Source organism: Micromonospora sp. RP3T (assembly GCF_003027925.1).
Taxonomy (GTDB): domain Bacteria; phylum Actinomycetota; class Actinomycetes; order Mycobacteriales; family Micromonosporaceae; genus Micromonospora.
The window spans coordinates 88428-114499 of the sequence record NZ_PYPS01000024.1; the positions used below are offsets into that span (position 1 = coordinate 88428).

Here is a 26072-nt window from a genome sequence, read left to right on the forward strand (position 1 = left end):
TGTCGGACCGGTCGACTAGCGTCGGGAGGTCATGGAGCCGCGGTTCGGCGAGGAGATCATCGGGCGGGATCACCCGGCCGGGTTGCTGCGCGCCGAGGTGGCGCGCGTGGTCGACAGCCACGGCGGTCTGGTCCTGGTCACCGGTGAGCCGGGCATCGGCAAGACCACCCTGGTCTCGGCCGCCGCCGACGAGGCCCGCCGGCGCGGGGCGCTGGTGCTCGGCGCCGCCTGTTGGGACTCCGACACCGCCCCCGACCACTGGCCCTGGGTGCAGGTGCTGCGCCGGCTGGCCCGGGCCACCGGCGACGCCGCGCCCGCCCGGGAGGCCGCCGACGCCGCGCTGGCGGCCCTGCTCGGCGAGCGCGCCGCCGCCGACGACCCGGTCGAGCCGGGTGACGACGGCGGTCGGGACGAGTTCGCCCGGCACGACGCGGTGACCGGCGCGCTGGTCGCGGCCGCCCAGCACCGGCCGGTCGTGGTGGTCCTCGACGACCTGCACTGGGCCGACCCGGCGTCGCTGCGGCTGCTCCGGTTCGCCACCCAGCACACCTGGTTCGAGCGGCTGCTGGTGATCGGCACCTACCGCGACGCCGAGGTGGAGGCCGACGACCACCGGCTGCGCCCGCTGTTGCTGCCGTTGGCCGCGAAGGCCACCACCGTCACGCTGACCGGCCTGGGCCGCGACGAGGTGGCCGCGCTGATCCGCCGCACCGCCGGCCGGGAACCGGGCGCGGCGCTCGTCGACGAGGTGCACCGCCGCACCGGCGGCAACCCGTTCTTCGTCGAGCAGACCGCCCGGCTCTGGCACACCGACGGCCTGGCCGACACCATCGCCCCCGGCGTACGTGAGGCGGTGCGACGCCGGCTCGACCAACTACCCGCCCCGGTGGTCGAGGCGCTGACCGTGGCCGCCGTGCTGGGGCGCGAGTTCCACCGGGTGACGCTGGCCGCCTGCGTGCCCGTCCCGGCCGCGCAGGTCGACCGGCTGCTCGACCGGGCCGCCGCCGCCCGGCTGGTGCTGTCCCGCGGCGGTGGCCGGTTCGCCTTCGTGCACGACCTGGTCCGGGAGACGCTCTACGACGGGCTGTCCGAGCAGGAACGGCACGCCCGGCACGCCGCCGTGGTCCGGGCCGTCGACCGCGCCGACGACGCGCTCGCCGGCCGGCCCATCGCCGCCGACCTGGCCCGCCACGCCTGGCTCGCGGGCCCCGAGCTGGACCCGGTACGCGCCGGTGACCTGCTGCTGGCCGCCGCGCGCGACGCCAGCGGGCGGCTTGCCGTGGAGGAGTCGGTACGGCACTTCCGGCGCGCGCTGAGCCGCACCGACGAGCCGGTCCGGCGGGTCCGGGTGCTGTTGGAGCTGGCCGGGCTGCTGCACCACGCCGGCACGCCGGGCGAGGCCGAGCAGTTTCTCGTCGACGCCGCCGCGCTGGCCCGAGGGCTGGCTGAGCCGGCCGTACTGGCCCGGGTGGCGCTCACCGTCCACAGTCAGCACTCGGTCACCCGGCGTCGGCTCGACGCCGCCGCGCTGGTGCGGGAGGCGTACCAGCGGTTGATCGGCCCGCCCGAGCCGGAGCGGTCGACACGTGCCCTGGTCACCGACCTGATCACCGCGACCGAGACGCTCGCCCGGCACGGCCGGGACGACGAGGCGCTCACGTTCAGCCTGTGGGCCCGCCACGACACCACCTGGGGGCTCGGCACGGCCGAGGAGCGGGCCGTGGTCACCGCCGAGATCCGTGAGGTGGCCCGCCGCGGCGGCGACCGGGACACCGAGCTGTGGGCCACGTCGCTGCGCTGGGTGGCGCTGCTGGAGCTGGGCGACCCGGCGTACCGGGACGAGCTGGCCGCGTTCGTCGCCGGCTGCCGGGCGGGCGACGTGGCCCGGCAACGGATGGCGGCGGCAGTGGACAGCGGCATCATCGCCGCCTTCCGGGGCGACTTCGCCGCCGCCGACGCGTGCTACGCCGACATGGACGGCTACGGCGAGTGGGAGCACTCCGACCACGCCTTCATGGCCCACCACCTGCGCTGGTCCCTGCTTCTGCTGCGCGGGCGGCTCGCCGAGGCCGAGGCCGTGCTCGACCGGCCCGGCGCGGCCAGCCATCCGCAGGTGGAGCTGCTGCGGGCGATCACCGCCGCCGAGCGCGGCGACGCCGACACCGTGCTCCGGCTGGTCGGCGGCATCGAGGCCGCCGGCACGGCGTACCCCCGGCCGGTGTCGGCGCTGTGGCTGCGGCTGCGGGCCCAGGCGGCGGCCGTGGACGGCGACCCCCGCCGTTGCGCCGAGGCGCGGGCGGCCCTGGCGCCGCACCGCGGACGGTGGATGGTCGCGCTGTTCGGCTGCGACATCGGCGGCCCGGTCGACCTCTGGCTGGCCACCGTGGACGCGGCGGAACGGCGGTGGGACGACGCGGTCGCCGGCTACGCGGCGGCCCGGGCCGCCGCCGACCGCCTGGGCGCCCGCCCCTGGTCGGTGCTCGGCCGGGCCGGGCTGGTCACCGCGCTCGTCGGGCGCGGCGGGCCGGGTGACGCGGCCGAGGCGGCCCGGCTGCGGGCCGGGACGGTGGCCGAGGCGCGGGAGTTGGGCATGGTCCAGGTGGTCGAGCGGCTCACGGCGGCCGACCGGCCGGCCGGCCCGCGGGCGGCCGACCTCGACGTGGACGTGTCGACGTCGCGGGCCGACCGGGCCGCGCCGGTCGGACCCACCACGGCGGCCAGGTCGGGTGTCGCCGGTCGGGGCGGTCTGCGCGGTGGGCCCGGCGTGAGTGGTTGGGCCGCCATGACGGTCGGTACGGGCCCGAGCGGCCGGCCCGGTTCCCCGGCCGGCGACGGCCCTGACACGGAGGCGCACGGCGCCGACCCGGCCAGGCCCGAGTTCCGCCTCGACGGTCCGGTGTGGCGGCTCGCCTACGCCGGCGTGGTGGTGCACCTGCCCGACGCCAAGGGCCTGCACGACCTGCGGCTGCTGCTGAGCCGGCCCGGTGTGGACGTGCGCGCGGTCGAGCTGCTCGACCCGGCGGCCGGTGCGGAACTGGTCGCCGCCCGCCGCCTCGGCGCCGACCCGGTGCTCGACGACGAAGCGAAGGCGCGCTACCGGCAGCACCTGCGGCGGCTCGACGACGAGATCGACCGGGCGGCGCTGCGCGACGACGCGCGGCGGCTGGCAGCCCTGGACGCCGAGCGCGCGGCGCTGCTGGACCAGTTGCGCGCCGCCGCCGGGCTGGCCGGGCGCAGCCGCCGCCTCGGCGACCAGGCCGAGCGGGCGCGCAAGGCGGTGACCGGCCGGATCCGGGACACGCTGCGCCGGATCGAGCAGCGGCACCCGGTGCTCGCCGCCCACCTGCGCGAGTCGGTCACCACCGGCGGCACCTGTCGGTACCTGCCGGCCGAGCCGGTGCGTTGGCGACTCTGACCGCCGACCCCGGCACCCGTCGATCTTGGGCGCGCACCGCCGGCCCGCTCATCGGCGGTTGTAGCGGCGCATGGTCAGCGTGCCGAACACCACCACGAACCCGGCGCTCCACAGCAGCAGCCACGTGGTGTTCGTGGCGTCCGTGGCGCCGGCCATCGCGGCCCGGACCGAGGCGACCAGGTGGGTCACCGGGTTGACCTTGACGAACGCCTGCAACCAGCCCGGCATGGTGGCCGGCTCGACGAACACGTTGCTCAGGAACGTCAGCGGGAACAGCACCATCATGCTGACGCCCATCACCGACTTCTCGCTGCGTAGCACCAGGCCGAAGAACGTCCACACCCAGGAGAACGCGAACGAGAAGACCACCAGCAGGCCGATGCCGGCCAGCACGCCGGGCAGCCCGCCGTCGGGACGGAAACCGAGCACCAGCCCCACGGCCAGGATGACCACCGCGGCCAGGATGTACCGCAGCACGTCGCCGAAGATCATGCCGACCAGCGCCGCCGGCCGCCACACCGGCAGCGTCCGGATCCGGTCGAAGACACCCTTGGAGATGTCGTTGTTCAACCCGACCCCGGTGTACATGGTGATCATCACGACGCTGGTGACCATGATGCCGGGCAGGAAGAACTGGAGGTACGCGCGCGGGCTGTCGGCGAGCGCGCCGCCGAACAGGTACGTGAACATCAGCACCATGATGATCGGGAACGCGGTCACGTCGAACAACTGCTCCGGCACGTGCTTGATCTTCAGCACGGCCCGCCAGCCGAACGTCAACGATGCCGACAGCGGCCCCGGTGGCGCCGGTCGCTCCCCGGGGGCGAGCACGGTGGCCAACGCCTCGGTGGAGGGCACGTAGACGGACGGGGCCCGCCCGGTGGTGGTCGCGGTGTCGCTCATCGGGCCGCCTCCAGTTCGTCGTCCCGGTCGTCCGCCGCGACGGCCGGGTGGTCGGTCAGGGCCAGGAACACCTCGTCCAGGCTGGGCTGGCCGAGGGAGAAGTCGTCCACCACGATGCCGGCCCGGGCCAGCTCGCCGAGCGCCCGGGCGGCCTGCGCACCGGCCTCCAGGTCGGTGCCGTCCTCGCCGACCCGGGCGGTCAACGCCACCGGGTCGGCGGCGAGCTGCACCGGCACGTTCAACGTCGTCCGCAGCACCTGCTCGGCCCGGGGTCGCTGCCCGGCGTCGCGCAGCCGCACGTGGACGGTTCCCGACCCGACCGACGACTTCAGCTCGCCCGGGGTGCCCTCCGCGATCACCCGGCCGTGGTCGACCACCGCGATCCGGCCGGCGAGCTGGTCCGCCTCGTCCAGGTACTGCGTGGTCAGCAGCACCGTGGTGCCGTGCGCCACCACCGCCCGCACGATCTCCCACACCTGGTTGCGGCTGCGCGGGTCCAGCCCCGTGGTCGGCTCGTCCAGGAACAGCAGGTCCGGCGTGTTCAGGATGCTCGCCGCGATGTCGATGCGCCGCCGCATCCCGCCGGAGTACTTCTTCACCTGCCGGCCGGCGGCCTCGGTCAGCCCGAACGCGGCGAGCAGCGCCTCGGCCCGCTCCCGCGCCGCCGGGCGGCCCAGCCCGAGCAGCCGGCCCAGCAGGACCAGGTTCTCCGCGCCGGTGAGGTCCTCGTCGAGCGAGGCGTACTGGCCGGTCAGGCTCATCCGGGCGCGGACCGCGTCGGCCTCGGTGACCACGTCGTGGCCGAAGACCCGGGCCGTGCCGCCGTCCGGACGCAGCAGCGTCGCCAGCACGCGTACGGCGGTGGTCTTGCCGGCGCCGTTGGGCCCGAGCATCCCGTAGACGGCGCCGGCGGGGACCCGCAGGTCCAGACCGTCGAGCGCCCGGGTCGAGCCGAACGACCGGGTCAAGCCGTCGGCCTCGACGGCCAGCCCGGTGCTCCGGTTACTCATGATCACTACCTCTCTCCATGGACTCCTGCGGTACCGGCGTCGACCGGTAGGCGCCAGACGGCCCGCCAGATCGGATCTGGCGGGCCGTCCCGTCGGGGGTCTCTGATCGAATCGGCGGATGACCGAGGTACGCATTCTCCGTTGGAGCACCGAAGACCTGGCGTTGCTGCGGGCGCTGAACCGTCCCGAGGTGCGGGCGCACACCGGCGGCCCGGAGACCGACGAGCAGGTGCGTGCCCGCCACGAGCGCTACCTGCGCGGGCCGGGCCCGCGCAGCGGGACCATGTTCACGGTGGTCACCCCGGACGGGACGAAGGTGGGCAGCGTCGGCTTCTGGCCGCGTGACTGGCGCGACGAGCCGGTGTACGAGATGGGTTGGGCGGTGCTCCCGGCCCACCAGGGCCGGGGGCTGGCGACGGCGGCGGTGCGTGCGGTGGTGGCGGCCGCCTCGGCGGTGGGCGACCGGCGCTTCGCGCACGCGTACCCGTCGGTGGACAACCCGGCGTCGAACGCGGTGTGCCGCAAGGCCGGGTTCACGCTGCTCGGCCCCACGGAGTTCGAGTACCCGCCGGGGCACCTGATGCGCTCGAACGACTGGCGCATCGACCTGACGCGCTGACCCGGCCGGCCGGTCAGTGCGCCGCGTCCAGTCGCGTCCGCTGCTCGGCGGTCAGCTCCAGGTCCACCGCGGCCAGGGCCTCCTCCAACTGGGCCAGCGAGGAGAAACCGACGAGCGGGATCGCCGGCACGTCCCCGCCCATCAGCCAGGCCAGCACCACCTGGTTGACGGTGGCGCCGGTCTCGGCGGCCACCGCGCGCAGCGCCGCCAGCCGGGCCGGCGTGCCGGGCAGCGCGTACGCCTCGCCGAGCCGCTCCGGCTTCGCGTACGCGCCCTTGAGCAGCGGGGAGTACGCGACCAGGGTGAGCCGCGGCTCGGCCCGCAGGTAGCTGACCAGGTCGGGGCCGGCCCAGCCGATCTGGCCGTCCGGGTCCAGTTCGCTCGGCTGGTCCACCCGGGGCGGCAGATAGCTGCGGTGGTACTGGAGCACGTCGTAGCCGGGCAGCCCGGCCGTCGCCGCGAGGGCCCGGGCCCGCTCGACCCGCCAGGCGCGGTGGTTGCTCGCGCCCAGCAGTCCGACGGTGCCCTCGGCGACCAGCTCCGCGAAGCCCTCCACCGTCTCGCGCAGCGCAACGGTCCGGTCCTCGATGTGGGCGTAGAGCAGGTCGATCCGGTCGACGCCGAGCCGTTCCCGGCTGCGTTCGGCGGACTCGCGGATCACCTTGGCGGACAGGCCCTCCGGGTTGTCCCGGTAGCTGGTGCCGGGCGCGAGCGGGCGGGCGCCGAGCTTGGTGGCGAACACGATCTCGGTGCCGATCCCGCGGCTGCGCCGCCAGCGGCCGAGGAGCGTCTCGCTCTCGCCGCCCTGGCCGCCGTTCTGCCAGAAGGCGTAGTTGTTCGAGGTGTCGACGAACGTTCCGCCGGCCTCGACGTACCGGTCGAGGATGGCGTACGAGGTGGCCTCGTCGGTGGCGGTGCCGAACAGCATCGCGCCGAGGCTGAGCACGCTGACCTCGCGGCGGGTGGCCGGATCGGTGCCGATGGTGCGGTGACGCATGTCTGGGTCCTCCCCGTCGGAGCGTTTCCGTCACCCTGCCCCTTCGAGCGCGCGCGAAGTCAAACCCCGGCCAGGGGCCGGCCGACGAGCCCGTCGCCGGTGGCCGACCGCTGGTAGAGGACCCGGTGCCGGTCCCGTTGACGGCGCACCAGACCGGAGCGCAGCAGCACACCCAGGTGGTAGGAGACGGTGGCGGGCGCCAGGTGGTGCCGGTGGCTCAGCTCGCCGGTGGAGCGCGGCACGTCCAGGTCCGCCAGGAGTTCCGCCCGGCTGGTGCCGACCAGGTCACCGAGGCGTCCACGGCCCCCCGGTTGGCGGCCGTGCGCCGGATAGCCCAGCACCGCGTCGCGGGCATCGCAGAACTGCGCGGTGACCTGCGGCCAGGCCAGCACCGACGGCGTCACCACCACCTCGATGTCGGTCAGCGTCGCGTCGGTGCGGAACCGGCTCTCGATCGTCAGGGCCCCGGCCGTCCAGTGGATCGCCGGGTGCAGGCTGTCGAGCATGCGCCCGACCCCGCCGGTGGCCATCCGGGTCGCCTGCTCGGTCAGCTCGGCCTCCAGCAGCGTGCACACGTGCGGCCACCGGTCGGCCAGGGCTTCCTGCCAGAAACGGCGCAGGCCGGCCGCCACCCGCATGGCGAGCGCGCCCTCGGCCATCGCGGCCCGGACCGCCGGGGGCACCGGCCGCCGGCCGTAGCGCGCCGCGACCTGGACTGCCACCTGTTCCGGGGTGGTGGCCTCGATCGCCGCGAACTGTCCCTCCAGGACGGTGGCCGGGGACCCCGGTGCCGGCTTCGGCGTGAGCAGATCCGGCATGTAGCCGGGCTGGCCGACCGGGGTGAGCAGGTGTGCCGCGAGGGCCACGTCCGGATGCCGCAGCGCGGCGCGGGCGACCGGGCCGGGATCACCGTGCACGGGATGCCCCGACCGGGTGAGGGTCACCCGCATCCAGTGCGTGGCCTCGGCGACCGGAGACACGGCCAGCCGGAGTTGGGACAGGCTGAGGCCGTCCAACCGCGCGACCAACACGCTCGCAGCGTACCGGGGAGCCGGCCGGCGCGGCGACACCATTCGAGCACCGTCGAATCATTGGCGCGTACCGGGGGCGGTGGTCTGCAATGGCAGGGCGCAACGACGCCCGTCTCGGCGGGCGGTTGCGGAACCAGGAGGCGGCGGGCCGGTCAAACGGGGGTCGGCCCGCCGCGCACCGGAGGAGGGGCCGTGTCGGCCCCTCCTCCGGCCGGTTCAGTCCGGTACGTAGTCGAACGTGTCCGGGTTGGGGCCCTGCCGGCCGGCCTCGCCCTGGTCCAGGCTGCCGAGCCGGTCCATGGTGGCGTCGTCGAGCGTGAAGTCGAAGATGCCGAAGTTCTCCTCGATCCGCTTCGGTGTGGTCGACTTCGGGAAGACGATGTCCCCGCGCTGCACGTGCCAGCGCAGCACCACCTGGGCCGGGGTCCGCCCGACCTGCTCGGCGACGTCCACCACGGTCGGGTCGTCGAGCACCTTGCCCTGCGCGATCGGCGACCACGCCTCGGTGCCGATCTGGTGCGCCCGGTCGTACGACCGGACCTCCTCGTTGCCGAAGTACGGGTGCGCCTCGATCTGGTTCACCGCCGGCACCACGTCCGCCTCGGCGGCCAACCGCTCCAGGTGCGCCACCTGGAAGTTGGACACGCCGATCGACCGCACCCGGCCGTCGCGTTGGAACTCCTCCAGCACCTTCCAGGTGGAGACGAAGTCGCCGTCGTAGAGCGTGGGCAGCGGCCAGTGGATCAGGAACAGGTCGAGGTAGTCGAACTTCATCTCCCGCAGCGACCGCTCGAACGCCTTGCGGGCGTCGTCCGGGCGGTGGAAGCCGTTGTTCAGCTTGCTGGTGACGAAGACGTCGCCCCGGTCCAGGCCGGAGGCGCGCACCGCCTCCCCGACCTCGGCCTCGTTGCCGTACATCTGGGCGGTGTCGATGTGCCGGTAGCCGATCTCCAGCGCGGTGCCGACCGCCCGGGCGGTCTCCTTGGGGTCGATCTGGAACACCCCGAAGCCGAGCTGCGGGATGGAGTTGCCGTCGTTGAGCGAGATGTCCGGAACGCTGTTGGCGGCCATGTCGTGTCTCATCTCCGATCGTCCGGGATGCCCGGAAGCGCTTCCACGCGGCTTCCGGGCCGTGCCACCCGGGTTTCCTACCCGCTCGGCGGGCGTCCTCACGGCCGGCGGCGGGTGATCTGGGACAAGCCGTCAGCCCCAGATGGACCGCGCCCACTCGGGGTGGTCGACGAACGGATTGCGGTTGCCCTGCCAGCGCTCGTAGATGCGTTGGTTGCGGCGCTGCTCGAACGCGTCCGGCGGGTCCTGCTCGTTCCAGGCGAGCAGCTTCGACAGCCGGCCGAGCCGGGGCGTGGTCCCGTTGGCCACCGAGTCGTTCGGCTCCAGGTCCGGCCAGCCGTCGTCGCCCTCGTACCGGATCGCCATGTAGAGGATCATCCTGGCGACGTCGCCCTTCACCGCGTTGCGCGGCTCGAACGAGTCGGCGTCGGTGTAGCAGCCGGGCGCCTCGGCCACCGCGCTTCCACCGGCGTCGAAGTCCTTGTTGCCGCGCAGCGAGTTGACCGACACGTCCTCCGGACGCAGGTGGTGCACGTCGGTGCCGGGGCCGGTGGCGGTGCCGAAGTCGCCGTGCGACTTGGCCCAGACGTGCTCGCGGTTCCAGTCGTCGACGCCGCCGCCGTTGCTGGTCTTGCTCTGCGAGCGTCCGCTGTAGAGCAGGATGACGTTGGCCGGGTTCGCCGGGTCCTGGTCGGTGTCCTTGAGCGCGTCCCACACCTGGTCGTACGTGAGCTTGGTCTGGGTCCTGATGATGGTGTGCAGGGCGGTGCGCAGCGCCGGCCCGGTCCTGCCGGTCGCGGCGGCGTAGTAGTCGGTGGGCGAGGCGGTGCCGGTCGGGCTCGGGGTCGGGCTCGGGCTCGGGGTGGTCCCGCCGCCGAGGCTCATCGCGGTCGGGTTCTTCAGGCCGCCGTGGCTGAAGTACGCGGTCAGGGTGCCGGTCGCGGTCACCTGCCGGCCCCGCAGGGACGGGTTGGCGAGCAGCCCGAAGGTGCTCCGCCAGGCGGCGGTGACCTGCACGTACAGCATCCGGCCGGTGCCGGTCTCGGTGGCCTGGTCGGCGATCGCGATCGCGGTGTCGGCGGTGAAGCCGGACGTGATCACCGTGTTCGTCGCGGTCGGCTGGCCGATGACGTAGCCGGTGACGGTGGCGGTGCGGCCGTCCTGGGCGGCCAGCGCCTGCGCCACGGTCAGCGTGGTGGCCGCCGAGGCCGCGTCGGTCACCGTCAGTGGGGTCGCGACGGTGACGGTCAGCACGACCGCCGCGATCAGCCGCCCGGGTCGCGAGCGGGTGACGCTCTTCATATTCATGCCCAGCGATGCTATGCGGTGTCGGGTGAACTCCGGGAGATCACGGCGACAACTTTCCGTCCCGACCGGCCTCGAACAGCACCGGCCACGGGCGGGCCGACGGGGCGACGACCGCCGGCCCGGCCGGCGTCTCCGCCGCGGCCAGCACCTCGGCGGCGAGCCGGCCGAACATCGGCGCCGCCGGGTGCGCCGCCCGGTCCGGCCAGACGGCGGAGATCCGCCGGGCCAGCGGCGCGCCGAGGAGCGGTCGCCAGGCGATGCGAGGTTCCCGCCGCGCCAGGGCTGCCGGCTCGACGGCCACCGCCCCACCGGCCAGGAGCAACCCGAACAGGAACTCGGGGTTGCGCGCCGGGCGGACCCGGGGCGGGACGAAACCGTGCTGCCGGCACACCGTCAGCAGGTGTTCGTGCCAGCCGGGGGCGGTGGCCGGTGGCGCGGTGACCAGATCCAGGCCGGCCAGGTCGGCCAGCGCGACCGCACGGGCCCGGGCCAGCGGCGAGGTCCGGGGCAGCAACGCCCCGACCGGCACGTCCACCGGCTTCCCGAACCGCAGTCCGGCCTCCTCGACCGGATGGTGCAGCAGGCCGACGTCCAGCCGTCCCTCCGCCAGCATCCGCCGCTGCTCGGCGCTGGTCAGCTCGTGCAGGTCGAGGTCGAGCCCGGGTGCGCGGGCGGACAGCCCGTCGAGCAACGCGCGCACCGTCCCCGCCGGCGTCTCCGGGGGTACGCCGACGCGCAGCACACCCAGCGTGCCCCGGCGCACCTGGTCGGCGAGGTGGCGCAGTCGGCGTTCACCGGCGAGCAGGTCGTCCGCCTCGCCGAGCAGCAACTGGCCGGCGGTGGTGAGGCGGACCTGCCGTTGCGACCGGTCGAAGAGCGCGGTGCCCAGCTCCCGCTCCAGCCGCCGGATCGACTGGCTCAACGGCGGCTGCGCCATGCCCAACATGTCGGCGGCCCGGCCGAAGTGCAGCTCCCGGGCGACCACCACGAAGTGCCGCAGGTGTCGCAGCAGGTCCACCCGCGCACCCTAGCGTCCGCGCTGGTTACCGTGTCGGCGTGGATGCGGCGCAACGGGTCGGGGAGATCTTCGGACGGGCCGGGCTGAGCGGGTGCCTGCACGTCGCCGACGTGGACGACCCGTCGCGCGAGGTGGCGCTGCACGCCGACGAGCAGATCGTCATCGCGTCCGTCTTCAAGATCCTGCTGGTGCTGGAGTTCGCCCGGCAGGTCGCCGCCGGCCAGCTCGACCCGACCGAGCGGGTGCTGGTCGGCGCCGCCGACCGGCTCGGCGGCTGGGGGGTGGCCGGCTGCGCCGACGACGTGGAGATGTCCCTGCGCGACCTCGCGTACCTCGCCATGTCGGTGAGCGACAACGCGGCGGCCGAACTGCTGCTGCGCCGGGTCGGCCCGGACGTGCCGTCGATGCTGGCCGCGGAGCTGGACCTGCCGCGTACCCGGATCGTCGGCGGTCCCCGGCAACTGGTCGAGACGATGCTCGCCGACGTCGGCGCGCGTACCGAGGCGGACTTCGCGCGGATCTTCCCCACCCTGTCGCCGGAGCGGATCCGGGCCATGCGGGTCTTCGACCCGGAACACACCTCCTCCAGCACGGCCCGGGAGCTGACCCGGCTGCTGCGCCTGGTCTGGCGGGACGAGGCCGGCCCGGCGGCGGCCTGCGCGACGGTCCGGGAGTTGATGGGCCGGCAGCTCTTCTGGACCCGGCTCACGGCCGGCTTCCCACCCGGCGTCCGGGTCGCCGGCAAGACCGGCACGTTGCCCGGCCTGCACCTGGAGGCCGGTGTCGCGGAGTATCCCGACGGTGCCCGGTACGCCATCGCGGTCCTGGTACGCACCGACCAGCTCGGCACCCGCCGGATCGACGTGGACCTGGCGATGGGGGAGGCCGCCCGGGCCGCGGTCGAGTCGCTGCGCTGATTTCCGGACCGGCGACCCTGGAAGGTACCGGCTTCGACCTGCGGTCATATCGAAGCGGATATCGATCCTTCCGCCGTTCGATCTTGGACGCCGTCGCCGGTGCGGTGGTGGGGTGGACCTGTCGATCCACCGATCCCGAACGGGGAGGACCACCCATGCCCGAGAACCGACCGGCCGGCTACGCCCGCCGCCGCTTCCTGCGTGACACCGCCGCCGTCGGCGCCGCCGCCGTCTCGACCGCCGGGCTCGTCGCCGGCACCCCGGCCCAGGCCGCTCCGAGCGCCCCGCCCGCCCGCCGGCACCGGGCCGGCGCGGTGAGCTTCCGCTGGTGGGGCACGGCCGGCTGGCGGATCGACATCGGCGACCGCACCGTGCTTGTCGACCCGTACCTCAGCCGGTTCGACACCGGCCTCTTCCGCGGGGCGTTCCAGCCGGACACCGCGCTGACCGTGGCCGCCGACCTGGTGGACCGGCTCGCCGACCGCGCCGAGAACATCCTGGTCACGCACACCCACTGGGACCACTTCACCGACGTGCCGCACATCGCCGCCCGGACCGGCGCCCGGGTCCTGGGCACGCTCACCGCCTACCACCTCGGGCTGGCGTACGGGCTGCCGGCCGGGCAGCTCGCCCCGGTCAAGGGCGGCGAGGTGCTCGACTTCGACGGGTACACGGTGGAGGTGGTCGGCTCGCTGCACAGCCGCAACGCGGCCTTCTCGATGGCCTTCCCCGGCGTACGGGTCAGCCCGCCGCCACGCCCGACGAAGGTCTCCGACCTGCCCGAAGGGGACACCCTGGCCTACCAGATCCGGGTCGACGGCGGGCCGTCGGTGTTCTTCATGGGCGCCAGCGACCTGGACGAGCGCCGGTACGCCGGCCTGGCCCCGGACGTGGCGATGATCGCCTCCGCCGCCACCGCCTCCGTGGCCGACTACGTGCCCCGGCTGATGGCCGCGCTGGACCACCCGAGGACCGTGGTGCCGGTGCACTGGGACAACTTCGAGACCCCACTGGTCAACCCGCCGACGGTCGCCGCGACCGACCGGGACCGGCTCGACGCGTTGATCGCCGAGGTGCGCCGGGTCTCGCCGCGCAGCCGCGTGGTGGTGCCCGAGTACCACACCGCGTACCGGTTCTGACCGGTCGCGCTCAGCCCGCGGTCAGGTCGCGCAGCGCCAGCACCGACTTCCAGTTGCGCGCCGTCGCCACCACACCCAAGGTCCGCTCCAGGTACGCGGTGGTGAACTTCGTCCGCCCGTAGTTGCCGGCCGGATAGTGCAGGTGCAGCTCCCGGCCGACCACCGCGTACGCCATCTCCTCGCCGGCCGGCACGGCCAGCTCGCGGACCCGGGCCGGGTCCGGCGCGGCGGACAGGAACACCACGAGCACCCGGGTCGGGTCGTCCTGACGCCCGGCGTACGGGCTCGCGTCGACCAGCGCGGCCAACTCGCCGCCGTCGCGGACCAGCACCGGCACCCGCACCCCCACCTCGTCGGCGAGCCGCCCGGCGATGCCCTCGGCGAGCACCTCGTCGCGGGTCGGTGGGGCGGTGAACACCACGTTGCCGCTCTGGAGGTACGTCTTGACGTCGGTGTGACCGAGGTCGGCGACGACGCGACGCAGGTCCGCCATCGCGAGCCGGGTGGCGCCGACGTTGACGCCCCGCAGCAGGGCGGCGTAGCGGGTCATGACCCGCAGCCTAGGTCAGGCGGACGCCAACCGGGCGTAGACGTCGCCGGAGCGACCCGTCGGCCGGTACGTCTCCAGCAACCGCACCAGGCCCGCCGCGTCGAGCCACTCGTCGGCGGCGAAGCGCATCGTCTCCACCGGGGAGTAGTTGTAGCGGTAGCCGCCCGCCGACGCGCCCAGCCGCTGCACCTGGTCGAGCACCGCGAGCGCCGCGTCGTGCGCCGGTGGGAGGTACTCGAAGGAGAGCGCGCGCACCGGCCGACTCAGCCCGGCCAGCACGTCACCCTCGAAGCCCTCCACGTCGACCTTGCAGAACGCCGGTACGCCGTGCTTGGCGACCAGGTCGTCGAGCGTCACCACCGGCACCTCGACCGAGCGGTCCCACCGCACCCCGGCGAAGCTCGGGTCCGCCGTCACCGAGTCGATCCAGGACGACGACATGGTGGACACCGTCGGCGTCGCGGACGACAGCTCCAACCGCGCCCGGCCGGCGCGGGCACCGACCGCGGTGGGTTCGATGGCCACTCCGTCGTCGCGCCCGAACGCCAGGCGCAGCACCCGCAGGCAGTCCGGCTGCGGCTCGACCGCGACCACCCGCGCGCCCAGCCGACGCCAGGTGCGGACCCGACCACCGACGTGGGCGCCGATGTCGAAGCCGAGGTCGCCGGGGCCGAGGAACTGGCCGTAGAGCCGGCGGGCCCGGCGGTGCTTGGCCGGCTGGCCGTGGTAGATGGCCAGGGACCGGGTGATCCCCCAGGTCCGTGCGAGCATCGTCACGCCGTTCCTAACTGTGAGTCCTGGACTGCGGGCCGAACGCCCGCAGGAACCGGTCGCGGAACTCCTCCATCGGCCAGACGGGGGCGTTCGGGTCCGGGTTGAGGCCGGCCCGCCAGCCCCACCCGGCGACCCGGTCGAGCACGGCCGGGTCCTTGGCCACGATGGTGATCGGCACGTCCTTGCCGGCCTCCTCGCCGGTGACCGCCCGGGCCGGCTGGTGGTCGCCGAGGAAGACCAGCACGAGGTTCTCGTCGCCGTAGCGTTCCACGTAGGAGACCAGCGTGCGCAGCGTGTAGACGATCGAGTTCCGGTAGGCCTTCCGGGTGCCCTCGTCCGCCCGGTCGGCGCGGTTGGTGCCGGCGAAGACCGATCCGTCGCCCAGGTCGTCCCAGTCGACCAGGGGCGGCACCGGCGACCACGGGAGATGGCTGGAGAGCAGCGGGATCTCGGCCATCACCGGGGCGTGCCCGGGGGCCCGCTCGGCGCGCTGGAAGGCCTCCAGGGTGAACTGGTCCGGCGGCGAGGAGAAACTGAACGTCGGCCCCCGGTAGCCCAGGTCACCGGCGCCGTAGACCTTGTCCGGGGCGAAGAAGTCGGCCTCCGGCCAGGCCCGGGTGAGGGCCGGCATGACGAGCGACGTCCGCCATCCGGCGCGTTTGAACGCGCCGTTGAGCGTCAGGCGGTCGCTGCGTACCAGGTTCGTGTAGCGGAGCTGGTTGTCGGCCCGGATGCCGGACATCAGCGTGGCGTGCGCCAGCCAGCTCCCGCCGCCGGTGGTGGACGAGGTGAGGAACGCGGTGCGGCTGCCGTAGCCGGCCGCGGTCAGCCGGCGCGTCCCCTCGTCGAGGACGGCGTCCACCTCCGGGGCCAGCTCCGGGTCCTCCACCGCCACCCGGCCGTAGCTCTCCACGAACGTGACCAGGACGTCCTTGCCGCGCAACGCGGTCAGCAACTGGTCGCCGGGGGTGTCCCGGAACGGGTCGCCGGCGAGCTGGGTGCGCAGCCGCTCCTGGTCGTGCAGGCCGGCGTTCACCTGCCGGGTGCGGTCGTACACGCCGGCCGCGACCGTGCCGGCGGCTATCGGCAGCCCGGGGACGAGTTGCGCGCCGAGCACCGCGCAGGCGACCCAGGCCGCGCCGAGCGCGGTGGCGACCCGGGCGCTCACCCCCCGGTGGCCGGCGACCAGCCGGGCCAGTCGCCGCGCCGACAACGTCACCAGCACCGGTACGGCGACGACCGCGGCCACCGCGGCGACCACGGCCCCCACCTGGGCGGCCCGCCCGTACGACTCGGCGAGGAACTCCGCACCGGCTGCCAGGAACGCCCAGTCCGCGATCAGGTCGAAGCGGCGGTCCAGCACGGCGGAGAAGCCGAGATCGGCGATCTTCAGGACGAGCACCAGGCCGAGCAGCGCGCCGAGCACCGTGGCCACGATCCGGCGGGGTCTCGGCGGCAGCGCCAGCAGCAGGGCGACCGCGATCAGCCCCTCCACCGGGATGCGGAGGAACGCGGTCGGGGTGAGGTCGTTGACGTCGGTCGGCAGGAGCAGCGCGACCAGCGCCGACGCGGCGGCCAGCACGGTGACCGTCCCGGACCGGAACCGGCGTCGTCGCCCGGCACGTTCCTGCACCGGGTCAGCGGTCGGGGCGGCGTCCGTCCGGGTGCCGGCGCTCCCGACCGGCTCCGACCCGGCGGCGTCGGTGGAAACCCGCCGGAGACCGTCCGTCGCGGTCGGGTCGTGCCCGGCGGCCGGGGTCGGGTCGTCGTCGGTCACGGCCGCCGACCGCCGACCTCGGCGCGTCCGACGAGCACCGGAGCGGCGGGCTCCCAGCCGGCCCGGCGAGCCGCCGGCGCGGCGGAACGCACCGCGGCCGGACGGGCCGGCTCGGTACGGACGGCCGGCGTGCGGTGCCGCCACCGCCAGCGCACATCCCGGCCGAACGACTCGACGAGCAGCGCCAGCGCGCCGACGAGCACCGCGACGGCCAGCGCCGTCGGCAGCACCTCCGCCGCCACCACGGCCAGCGCGATGCCCTGGACCGCGGCGACCGTCTTGCGCCAGTAGCGCGGCGGCAACGGACCGTTCAGCCAGGGCAGCAGCCAACCGGCCGCGACGAAGGCGTACCGCATCGCGCCGATCACCAGCACCCACGGGCCCACCTGGTCGGCGACGTGGAGGCAGAGCACCAGGACGAGGAAGGAGTCGACCTCCATGTCGAACCGGGCCCCGAGCGCGCTCACCGTGCCGGTGCGCCGGGCCACCTGCCCGTCCACCCAGTCGAGCGCGAGCGCCACCGTGGTGAGCCCGACCAGCACCGTGACCGGGGTGGGCCGGCTGAACGAGTCCACCACCAGCGCGGTCACGCCACCGGCCAGCGTCGCCCGGGACAGCGTCACCCAGTCGGCCGGCCCGAGCCGGCGCGCCCCCGCGCGGCGCAGCCCGTGCCCGAGCGCGGTGAGCAGCACCGCTCCGTAGCCGAGACCGGCCAGCCAGCCGGCCCGGCCCAGGCCGACGGTGCCGGCGATGCCCGCCAGCACACCGAGCTGGAGGATCGTCCCCGCGAATGGATCAGTCCGAACCACTGACACTGTGCCTCCGAATCACGCGTGTACGACCCACCGGTCTGTACGCAGAACATGCCCGAACGGTTCGCTCTGATACCGAAAACGCACGATCAAGAGTGCACGTCACATCGGAGCGCCGCCCGGCCGGGCGGGCCGAGGGCATTCGTGTCGGGGCGGGTCAGCGGGGCGGCGCGTCGGCCGGGTCGTCGTCGCGGCGGGCCAGCGCCGAGCGGCGGTAGCCGTACAGCGCGTAGACGACGGCGCCGAGCAGGAACCAGACGCCGAAGCGCAGCCAGGTCACCGGGTCGAGGAACGTGATCAGCCAGATCGAGAACACCACGCCGACCGCCGGCACCACCGGCATGCCGGGCAGCCGGAACGCCCGGGGCGCGTCCGGTCGGCGGTAGCGGAGCACGATCACCGCCACGCAGACCACCACGAACGCCAGCAGGATGCCGATGTTCGTCAGCTCGGCGGCCTGCCGGATCGGCAGGAAGCCGGCGATCAGCGCCGAGGCGACGCCGACGATCCAGGTGACCCGGCTGGGCACCCGGCGCACCGGGTGCACCTTGGCGAACCAGGCCGGCAGCAGCCCGTCCCGGCTCATCGAGAACCACACCCGGGTCACGCCGAGCATGAACGTGAACATCACCGTGAGGATCCCGATGATCGCCCCGACCGCGATCACGCTGGCCAGACCGGAGAGCCCGACCGACTTGAAGGCGGACGAGAAGCCGCTCTCCGGGTCGATGTCCCGGTAGTTCTGCATGCCGGTGAGCACCAGGGTGGCCAACACGTAGAGCACCATGGAGATGACCAGCGACCAGATGATCGCCTTCGGCATGTGCCGGCGGGCGTCCCGCGACTCCTCGGCGGCGGTGCTCATCGCGTCGTAGCCGAAGACCGCGAAGAACACGGTGGCCGCCCCGGTGATCGCGCCGCCCACGCCGAACGGGAAGAACGGCGAGTAGTTGCCGGTCTTGACGTGGAAGAAGCCGACCACGATCACCAGCAGCACCACGGCGACCTTCAACCCGACCACGAACGTCTCGAACCGCGCCGCGGCCTTGATGCCCCGGTTGAGCAGGTACGCGATGAGCAGGCAGAGCGCCGCCGCGAACAGGTCGACGCGGTGCCCGTCGCCGGTGCCCGGCGCGCCGAGCATCCAGGCCGGCAGGTCGGCGCCCAACTGGGTGACCAGGAAGCCGAAGTAGCCGGAGATGCCGATGGCCACCACCGCCACGATGGCGGTGTACTCCAGCAGCAGGTCCCAGCCGATGAACCAGCCGACCGCCTCACCCAGCACGGCGTAGCCGTAGGTGTAGGCCGAGCCGGCCTTCGGGATCATGCCGGCGAACTCCGCGTACGACAGCGCGGCGGCGGCGCTGGCCAGGCCGGCGATCAGGAACGACACCAGCACGGCGGGGCCGGCGGTCTCGTTGGCGACCGCGCCGGCGAGCGCGAAGATGCCGGCGCCGATGATGCCACCGACGCCGATCGCGGTGAGCTGCCACAGGCCCAGCTCGCGGGCGAGCCCCTCCTCGGTCTCGTCGGCGATCTGCTCGACCGGCTTACGCCGGAAGATGCCCTGCCCAACGGTCATGGTGACCCCTCCCGCCGTGCCGCCACGCTCCCGGGTCGTGGTCACGCCGCGACACGCCGCGGTCACGCCACGACCCGACGGTAAGTCCTCGCGCCGAAGATCGCAGCCCGTGGCGGTCAGGTGGCGCGCAGTGACGGCAGGCCCAGTGCGGCGCGTACCTTGGCCGCCTGCCGGATGCCGTCGTGCGCGGCGGCGGCCCGGATCGCCCGGCGCAGCTCGGCGGCGTCGGCGGCCCCGGCCGCGAGCCGCCACTGCCGCAGCGCGACGTCGTGTTCGGTGAGCAGCGCCGCCATCGGGGCCTGCGCGGCGGCCGGCCAGCGCACCGCGCGCAGCTCATCGGCGCAGGCGACGTTGGCGTCCACGACCGCCCCGGCCCGCTCCCGCACCGTCCGCCACGGCCGGCCCGCCTTCTCGGCCTCGGCCAGCTCGTCCCGGGCGATGTCGTACGCCGCCATGGTGGCCAGGTAGCGCCCCTTCGCCTCCTTGACCGTCAGCGGCGCCACCGGGCTCGGCGTGGGGCTCGCCGGCGGGGGAAGGGCGACCTGTTTCGTCTCGCCGCCGCAACCGCCGAGCAGCAGGACCACCACCAGAGCCGACGCGAGTCGCCACCGCGCAGAACCTCCCATCGCCCGAGTGTAGAGCCCTCCTCCCGCCCCCTGTTTCACGGAAAGAGTGGCTGTTCCGCGTCCGACAGCCACTCTTTCCGTGAATCAGCGCGGGGGTGGGGTGGGTGGGGTGGGTGGGGGAGGGGCGAGCCGCCAGTACTGGCGGCTGCCCTCGTCCCGCACCACGACGCCGAGCCGGGCCAGCTCCCCGTGCAGCTCCCGGACCTCGGCGCCGCGGCTGTCCTTCAGCGCCCGCTCCCGGGCCCGCAGCAACGCGTCCGCGCCGGCCGGCAGCCCGGGCAGCTCGGGCACCCAGCGCCGGTACGCGTCCCGGTGCGGGTCCTGGTCGACCCAGGGCCAGCCCTGGCCGGCGAACGCCTCCCGCAGCCGGCCGGCGCTCAGATCGGACCGCTCCCGGGCCAGCTCGCCGCCGGCCCGGTCCAGCAGCACGAGTGCTTTGCCGTCGACGAACACGCCGGCCACCTCGGTCCGGGCGACGTCCCGGCCGTGCCCGTCCCGGTGCAGTCGCACCGACCGACGCCCGACCGTGACCCGCAGCCGCTCCCGTACGCCCACCACGGCCAGGGTCAGGCCGGCCACCGCCGCCACCCCCGCGCCGAGCGGATACGACCGCTGGTCCGGCCACCTGTCGAGCAGCGCGAACACGTCCTGGAAGGGGAACCAGGCCAGCCCGGCGAGCCAGCCGGACAGGGCGGTCAGCCCGGCGCCCAGTCCCGCGCCGAGCAGCGGGAACCCGGCCCACATCACCACCAGCTCGCCGACCCCGCCGTCGACCACGACGGCCCCGGGTTCCCGGTCGGCCACGGTCAGGACACCTCCCGCCGCATCGTCCGGATCAGGCCGGCGACCAGCGGCACGACCATCCAGACGGCCAGCGAGACACCGAGCCGACCCCACTGCCCGGCGGTCACGTCCGGGCTGAGCAGCGGCGCCATGGTGACCGAGGTGTCCAGCCAGCCGGCCGGCTCCCGCAGCGCCTTGATCATCGCCGACAGCACGCTCCACACGGTCGGCAGCAGCAGGTAGGTGACGATGGCCAGCGGCGTGTTCAGCAGCAGCAGGCCGAACCCGGCGCCCATCAGCACGTTCGCCACCTGGAACACCGCCGCGTACGGCAGCAGCTCCCAGTCGAACGTCCACGCGCCCGCCCCGCCGGTGGCCTTGGCGGCGAGCGTGCCGGCGGCGGCGACGGCGAGGCTGACCAGCACCGAGGCGAGCGCGGCCAGCACCACCGCGGCCAGCTTGGCGACGATCACCCGCTGCCGGCGGGGCACCAGCGCGAACGTGGTCAACGCGGTGCGCTGCGACCACTCGCCGGTGATGGAGAGGATGCCCAGCACCGGCAGCAGCAGCCCGACCGGCAGCAGCGACGGCGCGAAGAACGCGGTGAACGTCTGCTCCGGGCCGTCGACGACGAAGAGCTGCACCACCACGATGGCGACCGCGATCAGCCCGATGCTGATCAGCAGCCAGCGGCCGGCCCGGGTGTCGGCGAGCTTGCGCAGCTCCACCCCGGTCAGCCGGGCCAGCGAGGGACCGGCGGCCGGCTCGTGCCGCGTCGCGGCGGCGGTGGGAACGGGCGTGGTGGCGGTGGTCATCGGACGGCCTCCCTGGTCGACGCGCCGGCGGTGAGGGTGAGGAAGAGCTGCTCCAGGCCGCCGCTGCCGGCCGGACGCAGTTCGGTGAGGACCAGTCCGGCGTCGGCCGCGGCCTGACCGACGGCCTCCGGCTCGGCCCGGACCACGAAGCCGCCGTCGGTGCCGACGGTGGCCGGCAACGCGGCGCGGTCCAGGGTGAGGCGCAGGGCGTGCTGGTCGCGGGCGCGGACCAGCGTGCCGGCGCCGGCCAGCAGCTCGTCCTTGCCGCCCTGGGCGACCACCCGGCCGCCGCCGATCACCACCAGCCGGTCGGCCACCGCCTCGACCTCGCGCAGCAGGTGCGAGGAGAGCAGCACGGTGCCGCCCCGGTCGGCGTAGTCGCGCAGCAGGCCGCGCATCCAGTAGATGCCCTCCGGGTCGAGGCCGTTGGCCGGCTCGTCGAGGATCAACACCCGGGGGTCGCCCAACAGCGCCAGCGCCAGGCCGAGCCGCTGCCGCATGCCCAGGGAGTACGCGCCGACCCGGCGCCGTGCGGCGGTGTCGTTCAGCCCGACCAGGTCCAGCTTCGCGGCCACCTGCCCCCGGTCCACGCCCATGGTGCGGGCGGCCAGGGTGAGCGTCTCCCGCCCGGTGCGTCCGGCGTGCTGGGCCGAGGCGTCGAGCAGGACGCCGATCTCCCGGCCCGGGTTGGGCAGCGCCCGGTAGGGCCGGCCGGCGACCGTGGCCGCGCCGGAGCTGGGCGGCGTCATCCCGCAGATCATGCGCATCGTGGTGGACTTGCCGGCGCCGTTCGGGCCGAGGAATCCGGTCACCGTGCCTGGTTCGCACCGGAACGTCACGTCCTCGACGGCCGTGTGCGGGCCGTACCGCTTGGTCAGATGGTCGACTTCGATCATGCCGAGAAGCCTGCCGGGGCCACCCGGTGCTCCGCTGCGGCCGACGGTCGCCGCCGGCACCGACCGAGGTACACCGCAGGCGTCGACTTTGGTAGCTGGCAGCCGGTCCGGACGGCTCCCTAGCATGGGAGGGTGAGCAGCGCTGTCGTCCCCGATCATCCCTGGCTCCTGCCGGGCTCCCTGGTGCCCGCGCGGGCCGCCCGCCGGACCCCGCGGGACTGGTTCGTCGACGGCCTGCTGTTCCTGATCGCGCTGGGCTGGGTGCTGCTCGCGCACGACGACGCGGTGAGCGGGCGACCGGAGTTCGCGCTCAACGCCGGGCCGAGCTGGCTCGCCGAGATCGACCTGTTCGTCGGTCTGCTCGCCGCCGGCGCGCTCTGGCTGCGCCGCCGCTGGCCGGTGGGGCTGGCGGTGGCCACCGCGCCGCTGACGCTGTTCTCGGTCACCTCCGGGGCCGTGCTCCTGGTCGTCCTGTTCACCGTGCTGGTCCACCGACCGCTGGTGGTGGGGCTGACGCTGGTCGGCTGGCATCTGGCCACCGCGCTGCCGTTCATCGCGGTCCGCCCCGACCCGGCCATGCCGTTCTGGGCCGCCGTGGCGTGGACCGTGCTCTTCATCGGCATCGTGGTGGCCTGGGCGATGTTCGTCCGGGCCCGCCGGCAGCTGGTGCTGTCGCTGCGCGACCGCGCCGAACGCGCCGAGGCCGAGCAGCAGCTCCGGCTGGACCAGGCCCGGAACCTCGAACGTGGCCGGATCGCCCGGGAGATGCACGACGTGCTCGCCCACCGGATCTCGCTGCTCAGCCTGCACGCCGGGGCGTTGGAGTTCCGTCCGGACGCGGCCCCGGAGGAGGTCGCCCGGGCCGCCGGGGTGATCCGGGCCAGCGCGCACGCCGCGCTGCAGGACCTGCGCGAGGTGATCGGCGTGCTGCGGGCCGAGACCGGCCCCGAGGCCACCCCGGAACGGCCGCAGCCGACGCTCGGCGACGTGCCGGCGCTGGTGGCCGAGAACCGCGACGCCGGGGTACGCGTCAGCGTGGTCGACGAGGTGAGCGAGCCGGCCGGGGTGCCGGCGGCGATCGGGCGCAGCGCGTACCGGATCGTGCAGGAGGGGCTCACCAACGCGCGCAAGCACGCGCCCGGGGCGGTGGTGACCGTCCGGCTGGCCGGCGGTCCCGGCGAGGGGCTGGCGGTGGACATCCGCAACCCCTGGCCGGTGGGCGGGCCGGCCGCCGCGATCCCCGGCACCGGCACCGGCCTGGTGGGCGTCGCCGAGCGCGTCACGCTGGCCGGCGGACGCGTCGACCACGGGCGGGACGCCGCCGGCGACTTCCGGCTGGCCGCCTGGCTGCCCTGGGAAGCCCGGTGAGTGGGCCGGTGCGGGTGCTGATCGTCGACGACGACCCGCTGGTCCGGGGCGCGCTGTCGATGATCCTCGGCGGCGCACCCGACCTGGCGGTGGTGGGCGAGGCGACCGACGGCGTCGAGGTGCCGGCCGCCGTCGCCGCGTACGCCCCGGACGTGGTGCTGATGGACATCCGGATGCCCCGGGTGGACGGGCTGGCCGCCACCGAGGCGCTGCGGGCCACGGCGGAGCCGCCCGAGGTGCTGGTGCTGACCACGTTCGACGCCGACGAACAGGTGCTGCGCGCGTTGCGCGCCGGGGCGAGCGGCTTCCTGCTGAAGGACACCCCGCCGGCCGAGATCGTGGCGGCGGTACGCCGGGTCGCGGCGGGGGAGGCGACACTGTCCCCGACGGTGACCCGCAGGTTGATCGCGCACGTGACCGCCGCCGCGCCGGCGCCCGCCCGGGATCCCCGCCGCGAGCGGGCGGTACGGCTGCTCGGTGAGCTGTCCGAGCGGGAGCGGGAGGTCGCGCTGCTGCTCGGTCGGGGCCGGACCAACGCGGAGATCTCCGCCGAGCTGTTCATGAGCGTGGCGACTGTCAAGGCGTACGTGTCGCGGCTGCTCACCAAGCTCGACCTGAACAACCGGGTGCAGGTGGCGCTGCTGGTCCAGGACGCCGACCTGGCCTGACCGGGATGCTCTCGCTGGCGATAGTATCAACGATGAGAGTATTGGCGACGAGAGTTTTCCAGGTGGTCGCGTGGCCGGTTTTGTCGGCAGAACCCGTGAGCTGGCTCAACTCGACGGGGTGCTCAGCCGCGTCGCACGCGGCGGTCGGGCCGGCCGCCCGGGGAGGGCGCTGCTCATGCGGGGCCGCCGCCGGGTCGGCAAGTCCCGCCTGGTGGAGGAGTTCGTCGAGCGGGCGGGCGTGCCTCACCTCTTCTTCACCGCGTCGGCGCAGCCCACCGCCGCCGCCGAGCTCGCGCTCTTCGTCGCCGCCGCGGCCGACTCGACGCTGCCCGACGCGGGGCTGTTCACGGCACAGACGCCGGCGACCTGGGACGCAGCGCTCACGCTGCTCGCCGCCGCGCTGCCCACCGACCGGCCCAGTGTCGTCGTCATCGACGAGATGCCCTATCTGATCGCCACCGATCCCGGCTTCGAGGGCACCCTGCAGAAGGTCTTCGACCGGGAACTGTCCCGCCGGCCGGTTCTGGTGATCGGCATCGGATCGGACCTCACGATGATGGAGGCGCTGAACGACTACGGCCGTCCCTTCCACCAGCGCGCCACCGAGATGGTGATCCCGCCGCTCAGTCCGGGCGACGTGGCCGAGATGCTGGATCTGCCGCCGGCCGATGCCATCGACGCCTACCTCGTCACCGGTGGCCTGCCCCTCGTGGTGGACGACTGGGCCCCCGGTGCGGGTTTGCGCGACTACCTCGCCGACGCGGTCGTCGACCCCACCTCCGCTCTGCTCGTCAGTGGCGAGCGGGCCCTCGCGGCCGAGTTTCCGCCGCAGTCCCAACCGGACGTGGTGCTCCGGGCCATCGGTGCCGGGGAACGCACCTTCTCATCGCTCGCCCGGGCGGCGGGCGGAATCCCGCAGGCGTCGCTGCACCGCGCGCTCCGCCTGCTCACCGAGAAGAGGATCGTCGAGGCCACTCTCCCCTTGTCGACCCGGCCCTCCCGCGAGACCCGGTATGTCGTCGCCGACCCGTACCTCCGTTTCTGGCTCGCCTTCCTCGGCCCTTACCTGCCGGAGATCGAGCGTGGCCGGGGAGACCTGACGTTGAACAGGATCGACTCCTCGTGGACTTCCTGGCGAGGACGCGCGGTCGAACCGGTCATCCGTGAGTCACTACGCCGGCTGCCGTCCGGCCATCTCCCGGCCGACACGGCCGTGGTGAACGGTTACTGGACACGTACCAACGATCCCGAAATCGACCTCGTCGGTGCCGACCGTGCTCCGGTGGCCAGGCGCATCACATTCGTGGGCTCGATCAAGTGGCTGGAACAGGCGGCGTTCGACGCCCAGGACCTGGGCCGGCTGCTTCACCATCGGGCACGCCTTCCCGGCGCGGACGAAGACACCCCGACCGTCGCGGTGGTCCGCAGTGGGCGCGCCGTCGACGGCATCACCGTCCTCGGGCCGGAGGAGCTGCTCGCCGCGTGGCGGGATTGAACTGTCGCCGGTGTCCGGCCGTACCAGTGGGCGAGGATGTGGTGCGGCCGGTCCGCCGCACCGCTGCCGAGCTGCGGGAGGCCTGCCGTGCGTGTTGGTGAGCAGTCGACGGATCCCATCGACAAGGTCCTGGGCGAGGTGCCGATGCCGGCGCCGTTGACACCCGAGGACGTCCGCATCGCGGTCCGGGCGGTGGTGGTGCACGCCGCCGAGGAGTGGCCCGCGGGGCCGAAGTGCCGCAACGACGGGGCGGCGTTCCCCTGCCGGTTGCACCGTTGGGGGCGCCGGGTGCTGGCGACACACGGCCTCAACGAGCGCCAGATCGACGCGCTGATCCGGCACGGCAACCCGTTCGTGCACGTGCCCTTCCCGTTCGTGCTGACCGGCCCGTCGGCGGCCCGACCGGCCGTCCAGGCGACCCGCCCGGGCGCGGCGCAGACTGCCCGGCCGGGCGCGGGTCAGGCGGCCCGGCCGGGCGCGGCCCCGGCCGCCCGTCCG

At 74.3% G+C, this 26072-nt stretch carries 23 protein-coding genes and 1 pseudogene; 8 read left to right on the forward strand and 16 right to left on the reverse strand.

From position 1 onward, the window contains the following. Positions 1 to 31 precede the first annotated feature (31 nt). On the forward strand, positions 32 to 3415 hold the full coding sequence (locus C8054_RS19875) for an AAA family ATPase (protein WP_107158734.1): 3384 nt from the start codon (positions 32 to 34) through the stop codon (positions 3413 to 3415). A gap of 48 nt (positions 3416 to 3463) precedes the next feature. Here the strand turns inward: C8054_RS19875 and C8054_RS19880 are convergent, their stop codons facing one another. Then, positions 3464 to 4318, reverse strand: coding sequence for an ABC transporter permease (locus tag C8054_RS19880; RefSeq protein ID WP_107158736.1), 855 nt, complete (start codon positions 4316 to 4318; stop codon positions 3464 to 3466). Further along, complete coding sequence (locus tag C8054_RS19885) at positions 4315 to 5328, reverse strand: ATP-binding cassette domain-containing protein (protein ID WP_107158806.1); 1014 nt, start codon at positions 5326 to 5328, stop codon at positions 4315 to 4317. Before C8054_RS19885 ends, C8054_RS19880 begins: the two co-directional genes overlap by 4 nt. Before the next feature lie 118 nt (positions 5329 to 5446). Here C8054_RS19885 and C8054_RS19890 point away from each other — a divergent pair, with 118 nt between their 5' ends. Continuing rightward, positions 5447 to 5947: a GNAT family N-acetyltransferase gene (locus C8054_RS19890; protein WP_107158738.1), complete on the forward strand. Its 501-nt coding sequence runs from the start codon at positions 5447 to 5449 to the stop codon at positions 5945 to 5947. A 13-nt stretch (positions 5948 to 5960) separates the two neighbouring features. Here C8054_RS19890 and C8054_RS19895 read toward each other — a convergent pair whose 3' ends face one another. The 5 genes from C8054_RS19895 to C8054_RS19915 form a co-directional block, all read right to left on the reverse strand. Further along, positions 5961 to 6944 (reverse strand): aldo/keto reductase, encoded by a 984-nt coding sequence (locus tag C8054_RS19895; RefSeq protein WP_107158740.1) that lies wholly within the window; start codon positions 6942 to 6944, stop codon positions 5961 to 5963. Positions 6945 to 7003: 59 nt separating this feature from the next. After that, entirely contained in the window at positions 7004 to 7975 is a 972-nt protein-coding gene (locus C8054_RS19900; RefSeq protein ID WP_158273875.1) for a helix-turn-helix domain-containing protein, read from the reverse strand. Positions 7976 to 8191: 216 nt separating this feature from the next. Then, positions 8192 to 9046 carry an aldo/keto reductase gene (locus C8054_RS19905; RefSeq protein WP_107158744.1) on the reverse strand — a complete coding sequence of 285 codons (855 nt, stop codon included), beginning with the start codon at positions 9044 to 9046 and terminating at the stop codon, positions 8192 to 8194. Between the two features lie 132 nt (positions 9047 to 9178). Then, on the reverse strand, positions 9179 to 10354 hold the full coding sequence (locus C8054_RS19910) for an endonuclease (RefSeq protein WP_107158746.1): 1176 nt from the start codon (positions 10352 to 10354) through the stop codon (positions 9179 to 9181). Positions 10355 to 10394: 40 nt separating this feature from the next. After that, positions 10395 to 11372, reverse strand: coding sequence for a LysR family transcriptional regulator (locus tag C8054_RS19915; RefSeq protein ID WP_107158748.1), 978 nt, complete (start codon positions 11370 to 11372; stop codon positions 10395 to 10397). A gap of 38 nt (positions 11373 to 11410) precedes the next feature. Between C8054_RS19915 and C8054_RS19920 the strand changes: the two genes are divergently transcribed. Beyond that, positions 11411 to 12289 (forward strand): serine hydrolase, encoded by an 879-nt coding sequence (locus tag C8054_RS19920; protein WP_107158750.1) that lies wholly within the window; start codon positions 11411 to 11413, stop codon positions 12287 to 12289. A gap of 155 nt (positions 12290 to 12444) precedes the next feature. Continuing rightward, positions 12445 to 13428, forward strand: a complete 984-nt coding sequence (locus C8054_RS19925; protein WP_107158752.1) for an MBL fold metallo-hydrolase — start codon at positions 12445 to 12447, stop codon at positions 13426 to 13428. A gap of 10 nt (positions 13429 to 13438) precedes the next feature. Here the strand turns inward: C8054_RS19925 and C8054_RS19930 are convergent, their stop codons facing one another. The 9 genes and pseudogenes from C8054_RS19930 to C8054_RS19970 form a co-directional block, all read right to left on the reverse strand. Next, complete coding sequence (locus C8054_RS19930) at positions 13439 to 13978, reverse strand: DUF1697 domain-containing protein (RefSeq protein WP_107158754.1); 540 nt, start codon at positions 13976 to 13978, stop codon at positions 13439 to 13441. Between the two features lie 15 nt (positions 13979 to 13993). Further along, the gene (locus C8054_RS19935) at positions 13994 to 14749 is read right to left on the reverse strand and encodes an FkbM family methyltransferase (RefSeq protein ID WP_107158809.1); all 756 of its coding nucleotides are present in this window, start codon (positions 14747 to 14749) and stop codon (positions 13994 to 13996) included. Positions 14750 to 14762: 13 nt separating this feature from the next. Beyond that, the gene (locus C8054_RS19940; protein WP_233219729.1) at positions 14763 to 16529 is read right to left on the reverse strand and encodes a sulfatase; all 1767 of its coding nucleotides are present in this window, start codon (positions 16527 to 16529) and stop codon (positions 14763 to 14765) included. Positions 16530 to 16660: 131 nt separating this feature from the next. Beyond that, positions 16661 to 17344 (reverse strand): annotated as a pseudogene (locus C8054_RS19945) (CDP-alcohol phosphatidyltransferase family protein); the annotation flags it as partial. A gap of 154 nt (positions 17345 to 17498) precedes the next feature. Further along, positions 17499 to 18923 (reverse strand): amino acid permease, encoded by a 1425-nt coding sequence (locus tag C8054_RS19950; protein WP_107158813.1) that lies wholly within the window; start codon positions 18921 to 18923, stop codon positions 17499 to 17501. Positions 18924 to 19039: 116 nt separating this feature from the next. After that, complete coding sequence (locus tag C8054_RS19955) at positions 19040 to 19549, reverse strand: hypothetical protein (RefSeq protein ID WP_146179944.1); 510 nt, start codon at positions 19547 to 19549, stop codon at positions 19040 to 19042. A gap of 84 nt (positions 19550 to 19633) precedes the next feature. Next, positions 19634 to 20353: a hypothetical protein gene (locus C8054_RS19960; protein ID WP_107158760.1), complete on the reverse strand. Its 720-nt coding sequence runs from the start codon at positions 20351 to 20353 to the stop codon at positions 19634 to 19636. A gap of 2 nt (positions 20354 to 20355) precedes the next feature. Further along, entirely contained in the window at positions 20356 to 21147 is a 792-nt protein-coding gene (locus C8054_RS19965; RefSeq protein WP_107158762.1) for an ABC transporter permease, read from the reverse strand. Beyond that, the gene (locus tag C8054_RS19970; RefSeq protein ID WP_107158764.1) at positions 21144 to 22043 is read right to left on the reverse strand and encodes an ABC transporter ATP-binding protein; all 900 of its coding nucleotides are present in this window, start codon (positions 22041 to 22043) and stop codon (positions 21144 to 21146) included. Before C8054_RS19970 ends, C8054_RS19965 begins: the two co-directional genes overlap by 4 nt. A gap of 132 nt (positions 22044 to 22175) precedes the next feature. Between C8054_RS19970 and C8054_RS19975 the strand changes: the two genes are divergently transcribed. From C8054_RS19975 to C8054_RS19990, 4 genes are all read left to right on the forward strand, one after another. Next, positions 22176 to 23411 (forward strand): sensor histidine kinase, encoded by a 1236-nt coding sequence (locus C8054_RS19975; protein ID WP_107158767.1) that lies wholly within the window; start codon positions 22176 to 22178, stop codon positions 23409 to 23411. Further along, a complete protein-coding gene (locus C8054_RS19980) occupies positions 23408 to 24079 on the forward strand; it encodes a response regulator transcription factor (RefSeq protein ID WP_107158769.1) in 672 nt (223 codons plus the stop codon). Before C8054_RS19975 ends, C8054_RS19980 begins: the two co-directional genes overlap by 4 nt. Positions 24080 to 24149: 70 nt before the next feature. After that, positions 24150 to 25574 (forward strand): DUF234 domain-containing protein, encoded by a 1425-nt coding sequence (locus C8054_RS19985; RefSeq protein WP_107158771.1) that lies wholly within the window; start codon positions 24150 to 24152, stop codon positions 25572 to 25574. Positions 25575 to 25661: 87 nt separating this feature from the next. After that, positions 25662 to 26072, forward strand: a 411-nt coding sequence (locus tag C8054_RS19990; RefSeq protein ID WP_107158773.1) for a hypothetical protein, incomplete at its 3' end; no start/stop codon positions are given.